Origin of the sequence: Streptomyces sp. NPDC101227 (genome assembly GCF_044767545.1) — a bacterium.
GTDB lineage: Bacteria > Actinomycetota > Actinomycetes > Streptomycetales > Streptomycetaceae > Streptomyces.
In genome coordinates this window covers 459,965-481,207 of record NZ_JBIWOD010000004.1, presented here as the reverse complement: position 1 = coordinate 481,207, position 21,243 = coordinate 459,965, and the positions used below count along the sequence as shown (strand labels likewise).

The following is a 21,243-nucleotide window of genomic DNA, read 5'->3' as shown; positions in this document are numbered from 1 at the left end:
ATGGCGGACTTTTCCTTCCCGCTGCTGACGGCAACCGCCGCGGTACCGGCGATCGGCGCGATCGCCACCGCCGCGGTGCCCGCCGCCAAGCGCACCGCGGCCAAATGGCTGGCGCTGGCGTTCTCGCTGGTCACCTTCGCGCTGGCGCTGGTGATCGCATTCCGCTTCGTGCCGGGCGCCAAGGGCCCGTACCAACTCACCGAATCGCACGCCTGGATCCGGGACTTCGGGGTCCGCTATGAACTGGGCGTGGACGGCATCGCGGTCGCCCTGATCGCGCTGACCGCCCTGCTGATCCCGTTCGTGATCCTGGCGGGCTGGCACGACGCCGACCCCCTGGAGGACGCCGGGCACAACCGCCGCTGGCGGCCCACCCAGGGCTTCTTCGCCCTGATCCTGGCCGTCGAGGCCATGGTGGTCATCTCGTTCGAGGCCACCGACGTCTTCCTCTTCTACATCTTCTTCGAAGCCATGCTCATCCCGATGTACTTCCTCATCGGCGGCTTCGGGGACCGCGCCCATGCGCACGGCGAGGAGCAGGCGTCCACCCAGCGGTCCTACGCCGCGGTGAAGTTCCTGCTCTACAACCTCGTTGGCGGCCTGATCATGCTGGCCGCGGTGATCGGGCTGTACGCCGTCACCGCCGACCAGCTCGGCACCGGCACCTTCTCGCTCCAGCAGATCGTCGAGGCGCGGGCATCCGGCAAGCTGGACATCGGCACCGGCACGGAACGCCTCCTCTTCCTAGGCTTCTTCTTCGCCTTCGCGGTGAAGGCCCCGCTGTGGCCGCTGCACACCTGGCTGCCCAACGCCATGGGCGAGGCGACCTCCCCGGTGGCGGTGCTGATCACCGCCGTCGTCGACAAGGTCGGCACGTTCGCGATGCTCCGCTTCTGCCTCCAGCTCTTCCCGGAGGCCAGCAGCTGGGCGACCCCGGCCATCGTGGTGCTGGCGGTGATCAGCATCATCTACGGCGCGCTGCTCGCCGTCGGGCAACGCGACATCAAGCGCCTGATCGCCTACGCCTCGATCTCCCACTTCGGCTTCATCATCCTGGGCATCTTCGCCATGACGACCCAGGGCCAGGGCGGCGCGACGCTCTACATGGTCAACCACGGCATCTCCACCGCCGCCCTGATGCTGGTCGCCGGCTTCCTGATCAGCCGCCGCGGCTCGCGTCTGATCGGGGACTACGGCGGCGTCCAGAAGGTCGCCCCGGTCCTCGCCGGTACCTTCCTGGTGGGTGGTCTGGCGACCCTGTCGCTGCCCGGACTGGCCCCGTTCATCAGCGAATTCCTGGTGCTGGTCGGCACGTTCAGCCGCTATCCGGTCATCGGCATCATCGCCACCCTCGGCATCGTCCTCGCCGCGCTCTACGTCCTCGTCCTCTACCAGCGGACGATGACCGGCCCGGTGAAGGACGAGGTGCGCGGCATGCCCGACCTGCGGGCCCGGGAGCTGGTCGTGGTCGCGCCGCTCATCGCGCTGCTGCTCTTCCTGGGGGTGTACCCCAAGCCGCTCACCGACATCGTCAACCCGGCGGTGGACCACACCCTGTCCGTCGTGGACAAGAAGGACCCCAAGCCCACTGTGCAGGTGGACGCCGTGCCCGGTGGAGCCCGGCACGGCCATGCCGCGCGTGATCAAGACGTGGAGGCCGCGAAGTGAGTTCCGTGGCAAGTGTCCACAGCCTGTGGACGGTGGCGGCCGAGGTGCCGGGCCGGATCCCGGCACCGCATATCGAGTACGCCCAGCTCTCGCCGACGCTGATCGTCCTCGGTGCCGCGGTGATCGGCGTCCTGATCGAGGGCCTGCTGCCCCGCAGCAGCCGCTACTACGCCCAGCTGGCGCTGTCCGTGGTGGCGCTGGCCGCCGCGTTCGCCGCGGTGATCGGCCTGGCCGCCGGCGGCTTCGGCTCGTCCAAGGCCCGGATCGCCGCGATGGGCGCCATCGCGGTGGACGGCCCCGCCCTGTTCCTCCAGGGCACGATCCTGCTGGTGTCGCTGGTCGCCGTCTTCACGTTCGCCGAGCGCCGGCTCGACCCGGCGGCACACGGCAAGAAGGTGGACTCCTTCGCCGCCCAGGCCGCCGCCGTCCCCGGCGGGGCCGCCGAACAGGCCGCGGTCAAGGCCGGGTTCACCACCACCGAGGTCTTCCCGATCGTCCTCTTCGCGATCGGCGGCATGCTGGTCTTCCCGGCGGCCAACGACCTGCTGACGCTCTTCGTCGCCCTGGAGGTCTTCTCCCTCCCCCTCTACATCCTGTGTGCCCTGGCCCGCCGCCAGCGCCTCCTCTCCCAGGAAGCCGCGGTCAAGTACTTCCTCCTCGGCGCCTTCTCCTCCGCTTTCCTCCTGTTCGGCATCGCCCTCCTGTACGGCTACGCCGGCACGGTCAGCTACGCCGGCATCGCCGAGGTCATCTCGGACGGCGCCAAGCAGATCGATCCGGCGCTGGCCGGCACGATGGGCAATGACGCCCTGCTGTTGATCGGCGCGGCGCTCGTCCTCATGGGGCTGCTGTTCAAGGTCGGTGCGGTCCCCTTCCACATGTGGACCCCGGACGTCTACCAAGGCGCCCCGACCCCGGTCACCGGCTTCATGGCGGCCGCCACCAAGGTCGCGGCCTTCGGCGCGCTGCTGCGCCTGCTGTACGTCGTCCTCCCGGGCATGCGCTGGGACTGGCGGCCGGTGATGTGGGGCGTAGCGATCATCACGATGCTGGGCGGCGCGATCGTCGCCATCACCCAGACCGACATCAAGCGGCTGCTGGCCTACTCCTCCATCGCGCATGCCGGCTTCATCCTCGCCGGTGTCATCGCCACCAGCGAGGACGGCATCTCCTCGGTGCTCTTCTACCTCGGCGCCTACTCCTTTGTGACGCTCGGCGCGTTCGCCGTCGTCACCCTGGTACGGGACGCCGGCGGCGAAGCCACCCATCTGTCCAAGTGGGCGGGGCTCGGCCGTCGTTCGCCTCTGGTGGCCGCGGTCTTCGCCGTCTTCCTGCTGGCCTTCGCGGGCATCCCGCTGACCTCCGGCTTCGCCGGAAAGTTCGCGGTCTTCAAGGCGGCGGCCCAGAGTGGCGCGGGCTGGCTGGTGGTCGTCGGTGTCATCTCGTCCGCCATCGCCGCCTTCTTCTACATCCGCGTCATCGTGCTGATGTTCTTCAGCGAGCCGAAGGCGGACGGTCCGACCGTCGCGGTCCCCAGCCCGCTGACCACCACGGCCATCGCGATCGGGGTCGCGGTCACGCTGGTACTGGGGCTGGCGCCGCAGTACTTCCTCGACCTGGCGGGCCAGGCCGGGGTGTTCATCCGCTGAGCAGAGGCCGCGTCGCCGCATCGTGGTGACGCCGTACCTGCCACACGGCCGCCGCCCGGGACCTCATATGGGCCCGGGGCGGCGGCCGTTGTGCGGGCAGGTGTCAGCTGCTGGGCATGCTCGGCAACTTCGGCATGTCCGGGATCTTCACGCTGCCGTCCGAGGACTTGGTGTACTTCTCGGTGGGGCCGTTCTTCCAGTCGACCGTCAGGGTCTTGCCGTCCGAGCCGGGCTTGAGGGTGCCCATGGTGCGGGTGTTGTCGCCCTTGGTGCAGGTCAGGGCGGCCACCGTCATCCCGGCCATCCCCTGGACCTTGCCCATACAGGCCGTCTTCTGCCCGTCGGCGAGCGCGACGGTGCCGTGCGCGATGACGAGCACCAGCGGACTGTCGGCCGACCCGGCCTTCCAGGCCCCCTCGAACGCCTTGCCGTCCGTGGCCTTGTCGCCCCCGCCCGGGGTCGACGGCACGCTATCCGGCGCCTTGCTCGGCGCGCTGTCGCTGCCCTTGTCGCCGCTGCTTCCGCAACCACTGAGCAGCATTGCGGCAATCGCGGCCGCCCCGGCGATCTGCGCTGCCTTGCGCACGTACGTCTCCTCCGTTGTGGGACAGGGAGGGGTGAGGGTAGCAGCCGGGGGTGGGGTGGGAGCTTCTCCGTGGCCGGTACCTGGGGGCCCTCCCCCCCCCGCCCCCCCCACCCACCCCGCCCCTCGGCCGTAAGTCTGCGTGCACACAGGCATGCCGCCGCACGGACGCCGGACTCCACACGGACGCCTGACGTCGGACCCCGCCCGGACCCCGACGCCGGACCCCACCCGGACGCCGGGCTCGGACGCACGCCGGACCCCGGACGCGCTCTCCGGCCGCAGCGCCGGTGCCCCGTCGGTCGCTCAGGCGCTGCTCTGCTGCGTCTGCGCTCCGCCCCCTAACTCGACGCTGAGTTCTTCTCCATCTGTACGGCGTGATGAGCCGCGTTGGCGGTCCACTCCTGTTTTATGAGGCGTTTGAGGTCGCGGCGTTGCGAGCGGAAGGCGCCGCCGGGCAGGAGTTTGGTGTCCAGGTCGGTGGCCGAGGCGTAGGCGGCCAGGAGGCGGCCGCGCCGGTCCGGAAGGCGGGCGTCGATCGCCGACCGGAAGCGGGCGCGGGCCGGGCCGCTCAGGTCGACCGTGCCGACGGGGAATCGGGCGTACGGGAAGAGGCCCAAGGCGCGGCGGGTCTCTCGGCGTACGGCGCCGCGCCCCTCCAGACGGTGCAGGCACAGCTCCTGCACCGGCCGGGCGGCCGTGCGTACCCAGCGGTGGGCCTTGACGCTCGCGCTGCGGCTCTTCCCCGGGTCGGGCAGCGCGGCGAGCGCGCCGTCCAGCACCGGTTCGCCCGTCAGCAGCGGATTGGTCACCGAGATCCGGTCGCCGCGCTCGACGGTGATCCGCCCGGCCGCCTCCAGATCGGCCAGTACCGCGCCCGCCAGGCCGTATCGCAGGTACTTGGGGTTGCTCATCGGCCGGCCGCGAACCGGATCCAGGGCGAGCAGCAGCAGCTCCTCGGGAAGGGTGAGGGCCCCCGCGCCGGGCCCTTGCATGTCTGTCATGGGGCGTCCCGGGACGTGGTGCCCGGTGCCGCGGAGCCGGCGCCCGCTCCTGCCACGGCCGGGACCGTGACCAGCTCAGGTGCGGGCAGAACGTGTCCGGTGACCTCGCCCAGGCCGATCCGGGCGCCATCGGGGCCGGGGGCCCAGGCGGAGAGGGTGACCTCGTCGCCGTCCTGGAGGTAGGGGCCCTTGCCCTGGGTGATTTCGAGCAGGCAGCCGAGCTGGTCGGGCTCGGGCCCCGAGACCGTGCCGGAGGCGAACAGATCGCCGGTGCGCAGCGAGGCGCCGTTGACCGTCATATGGGCGAGCTGCTGGGCGGCCGTCCAGTACATCGCGGAGAACGGCGGGGTGGAGAGGCGCTCGCCATTGAGGGTCACCTCGATGCGGATGTCGATGCCGCCCGGCTCCACGTCCGCGTCGTCGAGGTAGGGGAGCAGCGGGAAGTCGCGGGCGGGCGGCGGAGTGCGCGCCTCGTCGAAGGCGTCGACCGGGGTGATCCAGGCGGAGACGGAGGTGGCGAAGGACTTGCCCAGGAAGGGGCCGAGGGGCTGATACTCCCAGGCCTGGATGTCGCGTGCGGACCAGTCGTTGACGAGGCAGATGCCGAAGACGTGGTCGCGGAAGGCGTCCTGGCCGACCGGTTCGCCGTGCTCGGAGGGAGCGCCGACGACGAAGCCGACCTCGGCCTCGATGTCCAGGCGGGCCGACGGGCCGAAGGTCGGGACGGTGTCCGTCGGCGCCTTGCGCTGGCCGTTGGGGCGCACCACCGGGGTGCCGGTGACGACAACGGTGCCGGATCGGCCGTGGTAACCGATGGGCAGATGCTTCCAGTTGGGGGGAAGCGCCGCGCCGTTGGGGCGGAAGATCCGGCCGACGTTGGTGGCGTGGTGCTCGCTGGAGTAGAAGTCGACGTAGTCGGCGACCTCGAAGGGGAGGTGCAGGGTCACCTCGTCCAGCGGACGGAGGAGCGGTGTCACAGCGGGGCGGTGCTCGGGGGCCGTTACGGCGGTGCGGACGGCCGCGCGTACCTCTTGCCAGACGGCGCGCCCGGCGGCCAGCAGGGGGTTGAGGTTCGGCGCGGCGAGCAGCTCGGCGTGGGCGGGACGTACGACGCCGGGCAGCGCGCTGGGCAGTGCGCTCAGGTCGAGGACATGGCTGCCGTAGCGGACGCCGAGCCTGCGCCGGTCGGGCGCGTCGGCGGTGCTGAAGACGCCGTAGGGGAGGGTGTGCGGGCCGAAGGGATCGCCTTCCGCAAGGTCGAACGGGCTCTGCTCGGGCATGTACAGCTCCTCGCTTCGTCGTCGCCGGTGGGCGGCCGGACCGGCCTGGCGTCGGATGGCCGGGCCGCTCGGTTGGCGGGCCGTCCGGTCTGTGGCCGGTCGGTCCGAAGATCAGGGTACGGCGGGGTGCATCGCGGCGGGGGAGCCTGTGGACAACCTCCGGTCGGCTGTCACGTCGATCCGCTGTCCGATCCTCGATCTCCGGCTCCCCCCGCTCCCCCCGCTCCGCCCCGCCCCCCTCGCGCAACCGACGCAGCGGCCAGGCCCCCGCGCCGGCCATGCCCATTCCCCATGCCCCGCGCACCCGGCGCGCGTGCGCCGCTGCCCTGCGCCGTGGACGCCCCAACTCGCCCCGTCCCACCGCCCCCAATGTCCGGAAAACTCTTGCTGCACTACGCAATTCGGGCCTAGCGTCCTTTGCTGGTACGAGCCGGGGGCACCCGGACGGGGCCGTTTCCGTTGAGGGGGACAGGTGGCTCGCAGCGGCGGACGGCTCGCGGTCGACCGGGGTGTTCCGGGGCTGACCGTCAAGATCGGTGGCTATCCCCTGCACCATGGCGGCGTCGGAGCGATCCGGAGCCTGGGGCGGCTCGGGGTGCCGATGTATGCCGCGACCGAGGACCGCTGGACGCCCGCCGCGGCGTCCCGGTACCTGACGGGCCGATGTGTGTGGCCCACGACGGGGCGGGAGGACCCCGACCGGCTGGTGGCCGGGCTGTTGCGGATCGGGCACCGGATCGGGCGGCCCGCGGTGCTGATCCCGACCGATGAGGAAGCGGCCGTGCTGATCGCCGAGCGGGCCGGCGTCCTGGCCGAATCGTTCCTCTTCCCCCGTGTTGCGGCGGATCTGCCCCGCCGGCTGGCCAGCAAACAGGGACTGCACGAGCTCTGCACCGAGCACGGGGTGCCCTCTCCGGCCGCCGTCTTTCCCCGCTCGTACGCGGACATCGAGGCGTACGCGCGGCGGGCGCGCTTCCCGGTGGTGGCCAAGAACCGCGAGGCGTTCGTGCGGCGCAGGCGGCCCGCGGTCTCCGGGACGACCCGAATAGCGGGACCTGCCCAGTTGCTGGACCTGGCGCGCGGCTGGGGCGCGCGACCGGGGGTGATCCTGCAGGAATATCTGCCGCGGGAGGCGGCCGAGGACTGGATCGTGCACGCCTATGCCGAAGCGGACGGCGCCCCGCCGGCGCTGTTCACCGGGGTCAAGGTGCGCTCCTGGCCACCGCACGCGGGCAGGACGGCGTGTGCGTATGTCGTCGACAACCCGGAACTGGCCGATCTCGCAGGGACGTTCATCAGGCGCATCGGCTTCACCGGGATCGCCGACCTGGACTGGCGCTTCGACCGCCGCGACGGCCGGTACAACCTGCTGGACTTCAATCCCCGGATAGGCGCGCAGTTCCGCCTCTTCGAGAACACCGCCGGGGTGGATGTGGTCCGTGCCCAGCATCTGCATCTGACCGGGCGGCCCGTCCCCGGGGGCGCGCAGCGGGCCGGGCGCCGCTTCGTCGTCGAGAACATCGATCTGCCCGCGCGGCTGGCGTACCGGGGCAGCCGCGCCGGGAGGCGGGCGACCGGCACCGAGCTGGCGTGGTTCGCGGGCGACGACCCGCTGCCGTTCTTCACGATGCTCGCGCGATGTGCCGGGCCGGGCGCCCGCCACCTGGTGCGGCTCCGGCGGGACGCCCGCCGGGCCGCCGGGACGGCCGACGCGGCGCACCATCCACTCGAGAGGCGACCGATGTGACTGGTTCCAGGACTCCGGTGGCGGTCATCGGGGCGGGCCCGTACGGCCTGTCGACGGCCGCGCACCTCAAGGCGTGTGGCCTGCCGGTGCGGGTCTTCGGGGAGCCCATGGTGAGTTGGCGGACGCAGATGCCCATGGGCATGCTGCTCAAGTCGACCCCGAGGGCGTCCGGCATCGATGTCCCGCGGGCCGGGCACGCGCTCGCCGACTTCTGCGCGGCCACCGGGGAGACGCGCTACGCCTCCGACTGGGACGTCGTGCCCGTGGAGGTGTTCGTGCGGTACGGGGAGTGGGTGCAGCGGCGGCTGGTGCCGGAGGTGGAGCCGGTCCGGGTGGTGTCGGTGGACCGGGCGGGCGACGGCTTCGAGCTGAAGCTGGACAGCGGCGACCAGGTGGGGGCGCGGGCGGTGGTGGTCGCCACCGGACTCAGCGGGATCGCCTATCTGCCGCCGGAGTTGGCCGTCGCCGCCCCGGAGGGGCCGTCCGCCGCGGGGCCCCTCTCGCACAGCTCCCAGCACCATGACCTTGCGGCGCTGGCCGGCCGGGACGTGGTGGTGGTCGGCGCCGGGCAGTCGGCCCTGGAGAGCGCGGTGCTCCTGATGGAGGGCGGCGCCGCGTCCGTACGGGTGGTGGCGCGGGGGCGCGCGGCGGTGAACTTCGGCGCGCCGCCGGACCGTCAGCCCCGGTTGCGGCCGCGGACGCCGTTCGGAAATGCCTGGTCGCTGTACGCGTTCGCGTACCACGCGGGCGCCTTCCGCCATCTGCCCGCTCCCGCGCGGCGGTTCCTGGTGCGCCGGGTGCTGGGGCCACTGGGCGCGTGGTGGCTGCGGGACCGCTTCCTGGGGCGGGTGCCGGTCATCCAGGGGCGGCGGATCGTACGGGCCCGGGTCCGCGACGGCCGCCCGGTGCTGGCGCTGCGCGGCGCGGACGGCCACGGCGGCGAGGTCACCGCCGACCATGTGCTGGCCGCCACGGGCTACCGGATGCGGCTGGCGGCACTGGACTTCCTGGGCGAGGGGCTGCGCACCGAGATCGCGGTGCGCGCGGGCGGCCCCCTCCTGGACAGCGGGTTCGGCTCGTCCGTGCCCGGGCTGTACTTCACGGGGCTGCCCGCTGCCGCCTCGTTCGGCCCGGTGATGCGGTTCGTGTGCGGCACGGAAATCGCCTCGCCGCGGCTCGCGCGGGCGGTGGCGCGGGCGTACGGGTAGGAGCGTGACCCGCGGGGCAACCGTCTCACCCGCTCCGGTGTTTCAGTGGAGGAACAGCAGCGTCAGCCGTATTGGGGGCATGTATGGGAACCGCCGCACCCGACTCAGCGATCACCTACCGAAACCGTCCCGTCCCCGTGGTCGGCCCGCCGTCCTCCTTTCCAGCGAGACGGCCAAGCGGCATCGCCCTTCCAGCAGCCCGGCAATTCCTGATAGACGGTGGCCGCTGATCGTGACCCGGACGGCGGTGATGACCGGAGCGAGCGGCATCTCCGCCGGCCCGAGTGCGGAGTCGTATCGCGACCGGTGAGCCCGCGCCGCCCCGCACGTACTGGACCGGACCGAACGGAACGGACCGAGTGCCCTGCCGGTGTACCGAGGCACCCGGTGGACCGAGATACCGGTGGACCGAGGTACTGATGAAGGCGGCCGAAAAGTCCGGGCGCCGGCCCACCTTCCGGCCGAACAGGGGGACCAGGTGGTGACCAGCGGGCCGCGGAAGGCCCCGATGCCGTAGCCCGAGGAGGCATTCGGCTCCGGCGGGCCCGTAGCGGCGATGAGCGGCGCGCGGCCGGACCAGGTCAGGCCCGTGGTGGGTATGGCCATGGATGCAGCGCCCGCCGGTAGGGAGAATGCGGCCCCGCAGGACCGCGCGGTGGCGGCCGAGCCGCCGGTCGGTGAGACGGTCGCCGGCGACGGAGGCGAGGTGGACCGGAGTCCGTAGGCGGCGGCGGTCACCGCGGCGGAAGAGTTCCGGGCCCCCGCGCAGCCGTGGGGCGACCTGGTCGGATGAAGACCCGGTCCGGAGGCCGTGGACCGGCACGGCCCGCATGCTGTGACAGGAGCCCCCTCCCACAACTCCAGGGAGATGCGGGCGAGCGGACCACGAGGATGGCCGAAGAGCCTATGGTCCTAGCGAGTATTCGGTTCTGCGGTCACGGCTGTTGCACCGGGCGCTTTCGGGAATTCGCCTGCCCCTGCTGTCCCCTCTTTCCCGGCGCAAAACGCGAACAAATGGCGATCTGGGACATACCGGCCGGTGGGTCGGTGTGCTGCCCGGGTGGTTCGGGGGGCGGGCGCTCACAGTGATCGAACTACGACCGGATACGCTGGCCAGTGGTGGAGACAGCGACAGATCGACATTCCGTTTGATCGTCAGCAGACAGGAGTACCCCTCGTGACCGTCGTCGGGCCTTTTGGGCTGAGCGTGCGGGACCAGGCTCTTGAGGCCGATGTCCAGGCCGGGTTGGCCGCTGTCGAGGAGGGCCTGCTGGAGGCCACCAAAAGCGACGTGCCGTTCATCACCGAGGCCGCGCAGCATCTGGTGCGCGCCGGAGGCAAGCGGTTCCGTCCGCTGCTGGTGATGCTGGCCGCGCAGTTCGGCGACCCCTACAGCCCCGGCGTGGTGCCCTCGGCCGTCGTCGTGGAGCTGACGCATCTGGCGACGCTCTACCACGACGATGTGATGGACGAGGCCGATGTGCGCCGCGGCGTGGCCAGTGCGAACGCCCGCTGGGGCAACTCCGTCGCCGTTCTGACCGGCGATTTCCTCTTCGCGCGCGCCTCGCACATCCTGGCCGACCTCGGCCCGGAGGCGGTCCGTATCCAGGCCGAGGCGTTCGAGCGCCTGGTGACCGGCCAGATCCTGGAAACCGCCGGACCGCGCGACGGCCGCGACCCCGTCGACCACTATCTGGACGTCCTCGCGGGCAAGACCGGCTCGCTGGTCGCCGTCGCGGGCCGCTTCGGCGCGATGATGTCCGGCGCCGACGAGTCGGTGGTCAACATCCTCACCCAGTACGGCGAGCGGCTGGGCACCGCCTTCCAGCTGGCGGACGACGTCCTGGACATCGCCAGCGACTCCCACGAGTCCGGCAAGACGCCGGGCACGGACCTGCGCGAGGGCATCCCGACGCTGCCGGTGCTGCATCTGCGGGCGCATGCCGAGGGCGAATCCGGCACGGCCGAGGACCGCGCGCTGTGCGAGCTGCTCGCCGGCGACCTCACCGACGACGCCCGGCACGCCGAGGCGCTGGCCGGGCTGCGCGCCCACCCGGCGCTGGAGCAGGCCCGCCGTGACACCGTGCGCTACGCCGAGCAGGCTCGCGCGTCGCTGGCGCCGCTGCCGTCGTGCACGGCCAAGGCGGCGTTGGAGGCGCTCTGCGACGCGGTGGTGCACCGGGCCGGCTGAGGTCCGGGCCCGGCCGGAGACGGGTGGGCGGGGGCAGGCGCGGTTCGGGGCCTTCCGGGTCCGTCCGCGGCCGGAACTTCCGCCATCACGCCCCGTGATGCGGTCGCCGGCCGCTTGGCCGCACCCCGCGTGTACCTGAACATCCCTGACTGCCTCAGGTCGTCCCCTAGGGATTGATCAGCCTTGCGTCGTACATGAATCGCCGTGTGGTGACCCGGTGTCATCCCTCAGCAGTACGACGAGTTGCCCCCGCGGGCTGACGCCATGTCCCCCGAGATTTGGTGGGATGGGAAGCACCACGACACGGCGGACGGGCCACAATGAGCCCCGAGGGGTGGACGAGTGCATCGCGCGGAAACCGCCGTACACGACGGAGGTAGGGCACATGCCACGGAACGAACCGACTGAGGTCACCGACGGATGGGACGGGGGGCGCTCACCGAGGCGCCGCAAGGCGGTGCGGTACGCCGTACCGGTCGCGGTGGCGGGGGTGGCGGCGGCCACGATCGGGCTGGTCCCGGCGTTCGCCGGCTCCGGTTCTCCTGACCTGCCCAAGATCTCGGCGCAGGACCTGATAGCGAAAATCGCCAAGTCCGATGTCCAGCAGCTGTCCGGGACGGTCCGGGTCACCACCGACCTCGGCCTGCCGTCCCTGCCGGGCGGCGGCAGCGTCGGAGGCTTCGGCGGCGAGCGCCAGAGCGACGGTGCGACGGACAAGGACGGCGCGGCCGCGTCCCCGCAGAACAAGCTGATGGAGCTGGCGTCCGGTGCGCACACGCTGCGCGTCGCCGCCGACGGGCCCGACAAGCAGCGGGTGTCCATCGTCGACAAGGCCGCCGAGTACAGCATCATCCACAACGGCGACCAGGTGTGGGCGTACGACAGCGGCAGCAACACCGCCGTACACAGCAAGGCCGAGGCGCACGGCCGGACCGGCCGCCACCACCAGCCCAAGGACCTCCCCAAGGGCCTGAAGAACGCCACTCCTCAGGACCTCGCCAAGGAAGCCCTGAAGGCGGCGGGCGACACCACCTCGGTCACGGTCGACGGCACGGCCAGGGTCGCCGGGCGGGACGCCTACCAGCTCCTCATCAAGCCGAAGCAGTCCGCTTCCACGGTCGGCTCGATCCGGATAGCGGTGGACGCCGCCAACGGCGTCCCGCTGAAGTTCACGCTGACGCCGAAGAGTGGTGGCGCGGCCGCGGTCGACGTGGGTTACACCAACGTCGACTTCGCCAAGCCCGCCGCGAGCTCGTTCGCCTTCACGCCTCCCAAGGGCGCGAAGGTCGTCGAGGCCGACAAGGAGCGCGCGAAGGCGGAGCGGCAGCACGCCAAGGACTTCAAGGGCCGTAAGGGCCTGGAGGACTTCAAGGACAGGGGCGGGCTGAACGTCATCGGCAAGGGCTGGACGTCGATCGCCACGATCAAGGGCTCCGGCTCCGGCCTGCCCGCCGGCAAGGACAAGGGCGCCGCCGGCGACGCGGGCAAGTTCCTGGACAGCATCGGCGACAAGGTGACCGGGTCCTTCGGCTCCGGGCGGGTCTTCAGCACCCGCCTGGTCAATGCCCTGATAACGGACAACGGCACGGTGTACGTCGGTGCCGTCGACAAGCAGGCCCTGATCGACGCGGCCAACGCCGCCAAGTAACGGGCCACGGGAGCACAAGAGGTACGCCGCGCCTCCCGCCGGGGGCGCGGCGCGGCCCGTACACCGCACGACACGCCGTACGCCATGCCGTACGTCATGAGTTGGGGGAGCCGATGCCACCGCCACCCGCCGCGGAATCCGAGCGCGCGGTCCCGCCCGACGGGGACCGGGTGATCGAGACCCGTGGGCTGACCAAGGCGTACCGCGGCGGCCAGCTCGCCGTCGACGGCCTCGATCTGGCCGTACCGCGCGGCAGCGTCTTCGGCTTCCTCGGCCCCAACGGCTCCGGCAAGACCACCACCATCCGCATGCTGATGGGCCTGATCGAACCGACCGCCGGCAGTGCACGGGTCCTGGGCGCGCCCATGCCCGGCGCGAGCCGCCGCGTCCTGCCCAGGGTCGGCGCCCTCATCGAGGGACCGGCCCTCTACGGCTTCCTCAGCGGCCGGGACAATCTGCTGCGCTTCGACGCGGCCGACCCGACCGCCGATCCCCGCACCCGCGCCGCGCGGGTCGGGCGCGCACTGGAGCGGGTGGGGCTGGCCGCCGCGGCCGGCAAGAAGGCGCGCGCCTACTCCCTCGGCATGAAGCAGCGCCTCGGGCTGGCCTCGGCCCTGCTGCAGCCCCGTGAGCTGCTGGTTCTCGATGAGCCGACCAATGGCCTCGACCCCCAGGGCATGCGGGAGATCCGTTCCCTGGTCCGCGAGCTGGCGGCGGACGGCACCACGGTCTTCCTCTCCTCGCACCTCCTCGACGAGATCGAGCAGGTCTGTACGCATGCCGCGGTCATGGCCCGCGGCCGGCTGATCACCCAGGGCACGGTCGCCGACCTTTCCGCCACGGTCCTCGACTCGCGAGGCCGCGGGCGGCTGACGGTGACGACACCGGATACGGCGGATGCGGCGCGCGTCCTCAAGGAGCGGGGCGTGATGGATCTCCAGGTCACCGACGACCGGGTGACCGGTGAACTGCCCACGGCAGCCGGGCCCGACAGCAAGGAGCCCTGGGAACTGGCGGATCTGAACGCCGCGCTCGTCCACGCCGGCATACGCGTCCGCGGCTTCGGCATCGAGCGCGCTTCGCTGGAGGACGTCTTCGTGCATCTGACCGGGGAGGGTTTCGATGTCGCAGGCTGAGGCGGGGCTGCGTGGACCCCGGCCGCTGTGGTCGCTGGGCCTGCTGCGCAGCGAGATCGGTACGACGTTCCGGCGCTGGCGCACCCTCGCGCTGCTGGCGGTGCTCGCGGGCGTACCGGTCCTGGTCGGTATCGCCGTGAAAATCGAGACCGGCGACCGACCGTCGGGCGGCGGGGGCGGCGGCGAGGGCGGCCCGGCGTTCATCTCCCAGGTCACCAACAACGGCCTCTTCCTGGTCTTCACCTCGCTCGCCGTGACGCTGCCGTTCTTCCTCCCGATGGCCATCGGTGTGATCGCGGGGGACTCCCTGGCGGGCGAGGCCAACGCCGGGACGCTGCGCTACCTCCTCGTCGCCCCCGCGGGCCGCACCCGGCTGCTGCTGGTCAAGTACGCCACGACCATGACGTTCTGCCTGGTGGCGACCCTGGTGGTGGCGTTCTCGGCGCTGGCGACCGGTGCGCTGCTCTTCCCGCTGGGCGATGTCACCCTGCTCTCCGGCACGGCTGTCCCGTTCGGAGAGGGGCTGTTGCGCGCGCTGGCCATCGCGGGCGTAGTGGCGCTCTCGCTCATGGGGGTGGCGGCCGTCGGCCTGTTCATATCGACGCTCACCACCAGTGGTATCGCCGCGATGGCGACCACGGTCGGTCTGCTGATCACCGTGCAGATCCTGGACACCATCCCGCAGTTGCACGCCATCCAGCCGTATCTCTTCCCGCACTACTGGCTGTCCTTCGCGGACGTGCTGCGCGACCCCGTCTACTGGGACCAGCTGCAGAAGAACCTGGGCCTGCAGGCGCTGTACGCGGTGGTGTTCGGCTCGGCGGCATGGGCGCGGTTCACCACGCGGGACATCACGGCGTGACGCGGGAGGCGGGGTCGGCGGTGACCGGCTCCGCCTCGGCCAGCGCCGCCTGCGCGGCCGCGTCGCCCGCTCGTGCACCGGCCTCGGCCAGCGCGGTCCGCGCCCGCCGTACCGTGCGCAGCGCATCCCACGTCAGGAGGCACAGGGCCAGCCAGACCAGCGCGAACCCGGCCCAGCGCTCGGGCGGCATCTCCTCGTGGAAGACCGTCAGACCCAGCGCGAACTGAAATGTCGGCGCCAGATACTGCATCATCCCGATCGTCACCAGTGGCAGCCGCATCGCCGACGCGCCGAAGCAGATCAGCGGCACCGCGGTCGCGACCCCGCAGCCTGCGAGCAGCAGCGCCTGGCCCAGGCCGCCGGTGGTGAAGCCGGCTTCGCCGCGCGTGCCGAGGAAGATCAGAAAGCCCAGCGCGGGCAGCAGCTGCATCGCCGTCTCGGCGCTGAAGCCCTCGATGCCGTCGAGCTTGATGCCCTTCTTGACCAGGCCGTATGTCGCGAACGAGAAGGCCAGTCCGAGCGCGATCCAGGGCATCTTGCCGTAGGCCACGGTCATCACGACGACCGCCAGGGCGCCGACGCCCACCGCCGTCCACTGCAACGGCCGCAGCCGCTCGCGCAGCACCAGAACGCCGAAAGCGATGCTGACCAGCGGGTTGATGAAGTAGCCGAGGGAGGCTTCGAGGACGTGCCCGCTGTTGACGGCCCAGATGTAGAGGAACCAGTTCACCGAGATGACCAGGGCGCAGACGAGGATCAGCCCGAGCCGCTTGGGCTGCCGCAGGAGCGGGGGTATCCAGGCCCAGCGGCGCAGCACGGCCAGGATGATGACCGCGACGGGCAGCGACCACACCATGCGGTGGGCCAGGATCTCGGACGGTGCGGCGGCGTCCAGCAGATGCCAGTACAGGGGCAGCAGACCCCACATCGTGTACGCGGCGAGGCCGAAGGCGAGTCCTACGCGTTGATCGTTTCGAGGCTGCAAGGACCCTCCCGGTGATGATGCGCCGACTCAGTGAAGGTAGCGCCGCGCGAGGCCCCTGTCATGCCCGTATCGCCATACAGTCATGACAGGTGAAGCTCCCTGAGGGCGTCGGCGATCGCGTCGGCGAGGGGGGTGGTCGGGCGGCCGAGGAGAAGTGCCAGGTCACCGGGGGTGGAGGCCAGCTCGCCGCGGGCGATGGCGGCGTCCGCGTCGGCGACCAGCTGCGCGCCCAGCGACGGCACCCCCGCCTCGACCATCAGCGCCACGTACTGCTCCTGCGGCAGATCGCGGTAGGGGATCTGCCTGCCGGTCTGCCGGGACACCTCGGCCGCGTACTCGGCCATCGTCCACGCGGTGTCGCCGCTCAGTTCGTATACGGAGTTCTCGTGGCCGCTGCCGGTCAGGACCTCGGCGGCCGCCTCGGCGTAGTCCCGGCGCGCGGCGCTGGCCACCCGGCCGCCGTCCGCGCTGCCGACCACCGCGCCGGTCTTCAGGGTGGTGGCCAGCGCGCCGGTGTAGTTCTCGTGGTACCAGCCGTTGCGCAGCAGGCAGTACGGCACGCCTGAGGCCAGCAGCGCCTGCTCGGTGTCGACGTGTTCCTCGGCGATGGAGAAGGTGGCGGCGGGTCCGCCCAGCACGCTGGTGTAGGCGAGCAGCGCGACGCCCGCCTCCCGTGCGGCGTCGATGACCGCGCGGTGCTGGGTGCCGCGCCGCCCGGCAGCGTTCCCCGAGATGAACAGCACCCGGTCGCCGGGCGCGAAGACGTCCTCGAGGGTCTCGGGCCGGTCGTAGTCCGCGATCCGCACCTCGACACCGCGGACCGCGAAATCCGCCGCCTTGGCCCGGTCGCGGGCCACCGCGACGATCTCACCCGGCGCGGTACGCGCCAGCAGCGCGTCGATGACGAGCCGGCCGAGCGCGCCGGTGGCACCGGTGATCACGAAGCTCATGAGCTACCCCCTGTGGGCGTCGCTGAAGGTTGGCATGACCGTACAGCCGTCATATACGTATGTCTATGACAGTTGTATGGATGGTGGCCGATGGGTGTGCGGCCGGTGTCGCGGGAGATCGTCCGGTCAGCATGGCAGCGGCATGTGGCGCGCGTGCGGGACTCGCCGCCGTCACGGCGGAGGGCAAACGAATGCCCCCGGGGCGCCGTTACGGCACTCCCGGGGGCACGCGCGGAGCCGGGGCGGTCAGCCGACGACCGTCCAGGTGTCGTTGCCGGCCAGCAGGGCGGCGAGGTCGCCCTTGCCCTTCTGCTCGATGGCGGAGTCGAGCTGGTCGGCCATCATCGTGTCGTAGACCGGGCGCTCGACATTGCGCAGCACTCCGATGGGGGTGCGATGCAGGGTGTCCGGGTCGGCGAGCCGGGAGAGCGCGAAGGCCGTGGTGGGCGACGGGTTGTGCGCGTCGTGTACCAGCACGCCGTCGGCGCCCTGCTCGGTGACGTCGATGACCTTGAGGTCGCCGGTGGCCGGGTCGCGGACCACGCCCTTGGAGCCGAAGCCGTCGGGCGCCAGCGCCCCGAACCGGATCGGCTGGCCGTGCTCCAGGCGGATGACCGCCTCCTGGGCCTTCTCCTTGTCCTTGAGGACCTCGAAGGCGCCGTCGTTGAAGATGTTGCAGTTCTGGTAGATCTCCACCAGCGCCGTGCCCGGGTGGGCGGCGGCCTCGCGCAGCACCGAGGTGAGGTGCTTGCGGTCGGAGTCGACCGTGCGGGCCACGAAGGACGCCTCGGCGCCGAGCGCCAGCGAGACCGGGTTGAACGGCGCGTCCAGCGAACCCATCGGCGTCGACTTGGTGATCTTGCCGACCTCGGAGGTGGGGCTGTACTGGCCCTTGGTCAGGCCGTAGATCCGGTTGTTGAACAGCAGGATCTTGAGGTTGACGTTGCGCCGCAGGGCGTGGATGAGGTGGTTGCCGCCGATGGACAGCGCATCGCCGTCGCCGGTGACGACCCAGACCGACAGGTCGCGCCGCGCGGAGGCCAGGCCCGTGGCGATGGCCGGGGCGCGGCCGTGGATGGAGTGCACCCCGTAGGTGTTCATGTAGTACGGGAAGCGGGAGGAGCAGCCGATACCGGAGACGAAGACGATGTTTTCCTTCGCCAGGCCGAGCTCGGGCATGAAGCCCTGCACGGCGGCGAGGACGGCGTAGTCACCGCATCCGGGGCACCAGCGCACTTCCTGGTCGGACTTGAAGTCCTTCATGGACTGCTTGGCCTCGGCCTTGGGGACCAGGGACAGCGCCTCGATCCCTACGGGCTTCTCCTCGGAGATCGTCTCAGTCATTGATGGCCTCCTTAAAGACCTCCGCGAGCTGCTCGGCCTTGAACGGCATTCCGCTGACCTGGGTGTGCGAGCGCGCGTCGACGAGGTACTTGGCACGCAGCAGGGTGCTGAGCTGTCCGAGGTTCATCTCCGGCACGACCACGTTGTCGTAACGCCTGAGGATCTCGCCGAGATTCCTCGGGAAGGGGTTGAGATGGCGCAGATGCACCTGGGCGATGTGCTCCCCTGCGCCCCGCACGCGCCGTACCGCCGCGGTGATGGGGCCGTACGTCGAACCCCAGCCCACGACGAGGGTGTTGGCCTCGCCGGACGGGTCGTCGACCTCGACGTCGGGGACCTCGATGCCGTCGATCTTCGCCTGGCGGGTGCGCACCATCAACTCGTGGTTGGCGGGGTCGTAGGAGATGTTGCCCGTGCCGTTCTGCTTCTCGATGCCGCCGATGCGGTGCTCCAGGCCCGGCGTGCCCGGAATGGCCCAGGGGCGCGCCAGGGTCCGCTCATCGCGCTGGTAGGGCCAGAACACCTCGGTGCCGTCCGCCAGCTGGTGGTTGGGGCCGGAGGCAAACTGGACGCGCAGGTCGGGGAGTTCGTCGATGTCGGGGATCCGCCAGGGCTCGGAGCCGTTGGCCAGATAGCCGTCGGAGAGCAGGAAGACGGGAGTGCGGTAGGTCAGCGCGATACGGGCCGCGTCCAGCGCCGCGTCGAAGCAGTCGGCGGGCGTCTTGGGTGCCACGATCGGCACCGGGGCCTCGCCGTTGCGCCCGTACATCGCCTGCAGCAGGTCGGCCTGCTCGGTCTTGGTGGGCAGGCCCGTCGAGGGGCCGCCGCGCTGGATGTCCACGATCAGCAGGGGAAGTTCCACGCTGACCGCGAGGCCGATGGTCTCCGACTTCAGCGCCACACCGGGACCCGAGGTGGTGGTCACCGCGAGCGCACCGCCGAACGCCGCGCCCAGCGCCGCGCCGATACCGGCGATCTCGTCCTCCGCCTGGAACGTCCGCACGCCGAAGTTCTTGTGCTTGGACAGCTCGTGCAGGATGTCGGAGGCCGGGGTGATCGGGTACGAGCCCAGGTAGAGCGGCAGGTCCGCCTGCCGGCTCGCGGCGATCAGCCCGTAGGAGAGCGCGAGGTTGCCGGAGATGCTGCGGTAGGTGCCGGTCGGGAAGGCCTTGGTGGCCGGGGCGACCTCGTACGACGTCGCGAAGTCCTCGGTGGTCTCGCCGAAGTTCCAGCCCGCGCGGAAGGCCGTGACGTTTGCCTCCGCGATATCCGGCTTCTTGGCGAACTTCGACCGCAGGAACTTCTCGGTGCCCTCCGTCGGCCGGTGGTACATCCACGACAGCAGACCCAGCGCGAACATGTTCTTGCTGCGCTCGGCCTCCTTGCGGGAGAGCCCGAATTCCTTGAGCGCCTCGATCGTCAGCGTCGTCAGCGGCACCGGATGGACGTTGTACGCCTCCAGCGAGCCGTCCTCGAGCGGGCTGGTCGCATAGCCGACCTTGGCCATCGGGCGCTTGGTGAACTCGTCGGTGTTGACGATGATCTCCGCGCCCCGCGGCACATCCGCGAGGTTCGCCTTCAGGGCGGCCGGGTTCATCGCCACCAGGACGTTCGGGGCGTCACCGGGGGTGAGGATGTCGTGGTCGGCGAAGTGCAGCTGGAAGCTGGAGACGCCCGGCAGGGTGCCGGCAGGGGCCCGGATCTCGGCGGGGAAATTCGGCAGCGTCGACAGGTCGTTGCCGAACGACGCCGTCTCGGAGGTGAACCGGTCGCCGGTGAGCTGCATGCCGTCACCGGAGTCGCCGGCGAACCGGATGATCACCCGGTCCAGTCGCTGGACTTCCTTGCCTCCGCCGCCGTCACCGGGCGCGCGCTGTTCCCCGACGAGAGCACCGTCGGTCTTCTCGGCTGGGCTACTGACCTGGCTGGTCACTGCTTCGGACCTCCCTCGAGGGGTGCGGCGTCCCCGCCTGGGGCAGGGCTCGGGACCTGTCGTACCGACTGGTTGTCCCATATCCATCGTACGTGGGTAAGGGTCGCCTTCCCTGAGTCGATCACATTGTGGACGCCGAGATGAGACGCCGTACTGGCATGGTTTGTCATGAAAACACCGCCCCCGTCACCCCTTCTTCGTGACGCTCCGGACTTCGTCCAATAGTTCTAGGTCCAAGGTCCTGGGCCTTGTCGGCCACCTGTCCGGCCTGCGCATCTGACAGGCTGTCAGGTGTTCAGGAGTTGAGATAGGTGAGCACCGCCAGCACCCGGCGGTGATCCGCGTCACTCTGGGAGAGTCCCAGCTTCAGAAAGATGTTGCTGACGTGCTTCTCGACCGCGCCGTCGCTGACCACCAGCTGCCGGGCGACCGCGGAATTCGTCCGGCCCTCGGCCATCAGCCCCAGCACCTCCCGCTCCCTGGGCGTCAGATTGGCCAGGACGTCCTGCTTGCGGCTGCGGCCCAGCAACTGCGCCACCACCTCCGGGTCCAGTGCGGTGCCGCCCTCGGCGACCCGGACCACGGCGTCGACGAACTCCCGGACCTCGGCCACCCGGTCCTTGAGCAGGTAGCCGATGCCCCGGCTGGAGTCGGCCAGCAGCTCCGTGGCGTACTGCTCCTCCACGTACTGCGAGAGCACCAGCACGCCCAGCTCCGGGTGGTCCCGGCGCAGCCGGATCGCGGCGCGCACCCCTTCGTCGGTGTGCGTCGGCGGCATCCGTACGTCCGCCACCACCACATCCGGCAGCGCTCCCTCGGCCGCCAGCTCCGCAATCACCTTGATCAGCGCCTCGGCATCCCCCACACCCGCCACGACATCGTGCCCGCGGTCGGTGAGCAACCGCGTCAGCCCCTCCCGCAGCAGCACCGAATCCTCGGCGATGACCACCCGCACTCTGTCCTCCACGGTTCAGCTTCCCCCGTATCTCGTACAACCCCGCCTGTGGTCCCAGCATTCCAGCATCCAGGGTGCGGTGCCGCGGGAGCCGCGGATT

Annotated in this window: 16 protein-coding genes; 8 read left to right on the top strand and 8 right to left on the bottom strand. The window is 71.0% G+C overall.

Annotation, left to right across the window (positions count from 1 at the left end; genetic code table 11):
• Entirely contained in the window at positions 1-1,668 is a 1,668-nt protein-coding gene (locus ACIRPT_RS11810) for an NADH-quinone oxidoreductase subunit M (RefSeq protein WP_403825592.1), read from the top strand.
• Positions 1,665-3,317 carry an NADH-quinone oxidoreductase subunit NuoN gene (gene nuoN / locus ACIRPT_RS11805; protein ID WP_403825589.1) on the top strand — a complete coding sequence of 551 codons (1,653 nt, stop codon included), beginning with the start codon at positions 1,665-1,667 and terminating at the stop codon, positions 3,315-3,317. The genes ACIRPT_RS11810 and nuoN overlap by 4 nt, the downstream gene beginning before the upstream one ends.
• 103 nt (positions 3,318-3,420) lie before the next feature.
• Here the strand turns inward: nuoN and ACIRPT_RS11800 are convergent, their stop codons facing one another.
• From ACIRPT_RS11800 to fahA, 3 genes are all read right to left on the bottom strand, one after another.
• Positions 3,421-3,903 carry a hypothetical protein gene (locus tag ACIRPT_RS11800; protein ID WP_403825586.1) on the bottom strand — a complete coding sequence of 161 codons (483 nt, stop codon included), beginning with the start codon at positions 3,901-3,903 and terminating at the stop codon, positions 3,421-3,423.
• Between the two features lie 338 nt (positions 3,904-4,241).
• Positions 4,242-4,904: a GPP34 family phosphoprotein gene (locus ACIRPT_RS11795; RefSeq protein ID WP_403825583.1), complete on the bottom strand. Its 663-nt coding sequence runs from the start codon at positions 4,902-4,904 to the stop codon at positions 4,242-4,244.
• Positions 4,901-6,184 carry a fumarylacetoacetase gene (fahA, locus tag ACIRPT_RS11790; protein ID WP_403825580.1) on the bottom strand — a complete coding sequence of 428 codons (1,284 nt, stop codon included), beginning with the start codon at positions 6,182-6,184 and terminating at the stop codon, positions 4,901-4,903. The genes ACIRPT_RS11795 and fahA overlap by 4 nt, the downstream gene beginning before the upstream one ends.
• Positions 6,185-6,656: 472 nt before the next feature.
• On the opposite strand from fahA, the gene ACIRPT_RS11785 reads away from it, so the two are divergent.
• From ACIRPT_RS11785 to ACIRPT_RS11760, 6 genes are all read left to right on the top strand, one after another.
• Positions 6,657-7,931 (top strand): ATP-grasp domain-containing protein, encoded by a 1,275-nt coding sequence (locus ACIRPT_RS11785; protein ID WP_403825577.1) that lies wholly within the window; start codon positions 6,657-6,659, stop codon positions 7,929-7,931.
• Positions 7,928-9,139, top strand: coding sequence for an NAD(P)-binding domain-containing protein (locus tag ACIRPT_RS11780; RefSeq protein WP_403825574.1), 1,212 nt, complete (start codon positions 7,928-7,930; stop codon positions 9,137-9,139). Before ACIRPT_RS11785 ends, ACIRPT_RS11780 begins: the two co-directional genes overlap by 4 nt.
• 1,177 nt (positions 9,140-10,316) lie before the next feature.
• Complete coding sequence (locus ACIRPT_RS11775; protein ID WP_403825571.1) at positions 10,317-11,330, top strand: polyprenyl synthetase family protein; 1,014 nt, start codon at positions 10,317-10,319, stop codon at positions 11,328-11,330.
• Between the two features lie 385 nt (positions 11,331-11,715).
• Positions 11,716-12,978: an outer membrane lipoprotein carrier protein LolA gene (locus tag ACIRPT_RS11770; protein WP_403825568.1), complete on the top strand. Its 1,263-nt coding sequence runs from the start codon at positions 11,716-11,718 to the stop codon at positions 12,976-12,978.
• Between the two features lie 113 nt (positions 12,979-13,091).
• A complete protein-coding gene (locus ACIRPT_RS11765) occupies positions 13,092-14,114 on the top strand; it encodes an ATP-binding cassette domain-containing protein (RefSeq protein ID WP_403825565.1) in 1,023 nt (340 codons plus the stop codon).
• The gene (locus ACIRPT_RS11760) at positions 14,101-14,976 is read left to right on the top strand and encodes an ABC transporter permease (protein ID WP_403505787.1); all 876 of its coding nucleotides are present in this window, start codon (positions 14,101-14,103) and stop codon (positions 14,974-14,976) included. The genes ACIRPT_RS11765 and ACIRPT_RS11760 overlap by 14 nt, the downstream gene beginning before the upstream one ends.
• On the opposite strand, the gene rarD is transcribed toward ACIRPT_RS11760, so the two are convergent.
• From rarD to ACIRPT_RS11735, 5 genes are all read right to left on the bottom strand, one after another.
• Positions 14,966-15,961 (bottom strand): EamA family transporter RarD, encoded by a 996-nt coding sequence (gene rarD / locus ACIRPT_RS11755; protein WP_403825561.1) that lies wholly within the window; start codon positions 15,959-15,961, stop codon positions 14,966-14,968. The genes ACIRPT_RS11760 and rarD overlap by 11 nt on opposite strands.
• A gap of 80 nt (positions 15,962-16,041) precedes the next feature.
• The gene (locus ACIRPT_RS11750; protein WP_403825558.1) at positions 16,042-16,911 is read right to left on the bottom strand and encodes an SDR family oxidoreductase; all 870 of its coding nucleotides are present in this window, start codon (positions 16,909-16,911) and stop codon (positions 16,042-16,044) included.
• 246 nt (positions 16,912-17,157) lie between these two features.
• Entirely contained in the window at positions 17,158-18,255 is a 1,098-nt protein-coding gene (locus ACIRPT_RS11745; RefSeq protein WP_403505778.1) for a 2-oxoacid:ferredoxin oxidoreductase subunit beta, read from the bottom strand.
• Positions 18,248-20,188 carry a 2-oxoacid:acceptor oxidoreductase subunit alpha gene (locus ACIRPT_RS11740; protein ID WP_403825555.1) on the bottom strand — a complete coding sequence of 647 codons (1,941 nt, stop codon included), beginning with the start codon at positions 20,186-20,188 and terminating at the stop codon, positions 18,248-18,250. Before ACIRPT_RS11740 ends, ACIRPT_RS11745 begins: the two co-directional genes overlap by 8 nt.
• Before the next feature lie 295 nt (positions 20,189-20,483).
• The gene (locus ACIRPT_RS11735) at positions 20,484-21,143 is read right to left on the bottom strand and encodes a LuxR C-terminal-related transcriptional regulator (protein ID WP_403506035.1); all 660 of its coding nucleotides are present in this window, start codon (positions 21,141-21,143) and stop codon (positions 20,484-20,486) included.
• Between the last annotated feature and the right edge of the window lie 100 nt (positions 21,144-21,243).

Coding starts and splice junctions, on each gene's coding strand:
- ACIRPT_RS11745 (WP_403505778.1), bottom strand. CDS start 18,255: ATGACTGAGACGATCTCCGAGGAGAAGCCCGTAGGGATCGAGGCGCTG.
- ACIRPT_RS11795 (WP_403825583.1), bottom strand. CDS start 4,904: ATGACAGACATGCAAGGGCCCGGCGCGGGGGCCCTCACCCTTCCCGAG.
- ACIRPT_RS11770 (WP_403825568.1), top strand. CDS start 11,716: ATGCCACGGAACGAACCGACTGAGGTCACCGACGGATGGGACGGGGGG.
- fahA (WP_403825580.1), bottom strand. CDS start 6,184: ATGCCCGAGCAGAGCCCGTTCGACCTTGCGGAAGGCGATCCCTTCGGC.
- ACIRPT_RS11760 (WP_403505787.1), top strand. CDS start 14,101: ATGTCGCAGGCTGAGGCGGGGCTGCGTGGACCCCGGCCGCTGTGGTCG.
- ACIRPT_RS11810 (WP_403825592.1), top strand. CDS start 1: ATGGCGGACTTTTCCTTCCCGCTGCTGACGGCAACCGCCGCGGTACCG.
- ACIRPT_RS11765 (WP_403825565.1), top strand. CDS start 13,092: ATGCCACCGCCACCCGCCGCGGAATCCGAGCGCGCGGTCCCGCCCGAC.
- ACIRPT_RS11750 (WP_403825558.1), bottom strand. CDS start 16,911: ATGAGCTTCGTGATCACCGGTGCCACCGGCGCGCTCGGCCGGCTCGTC.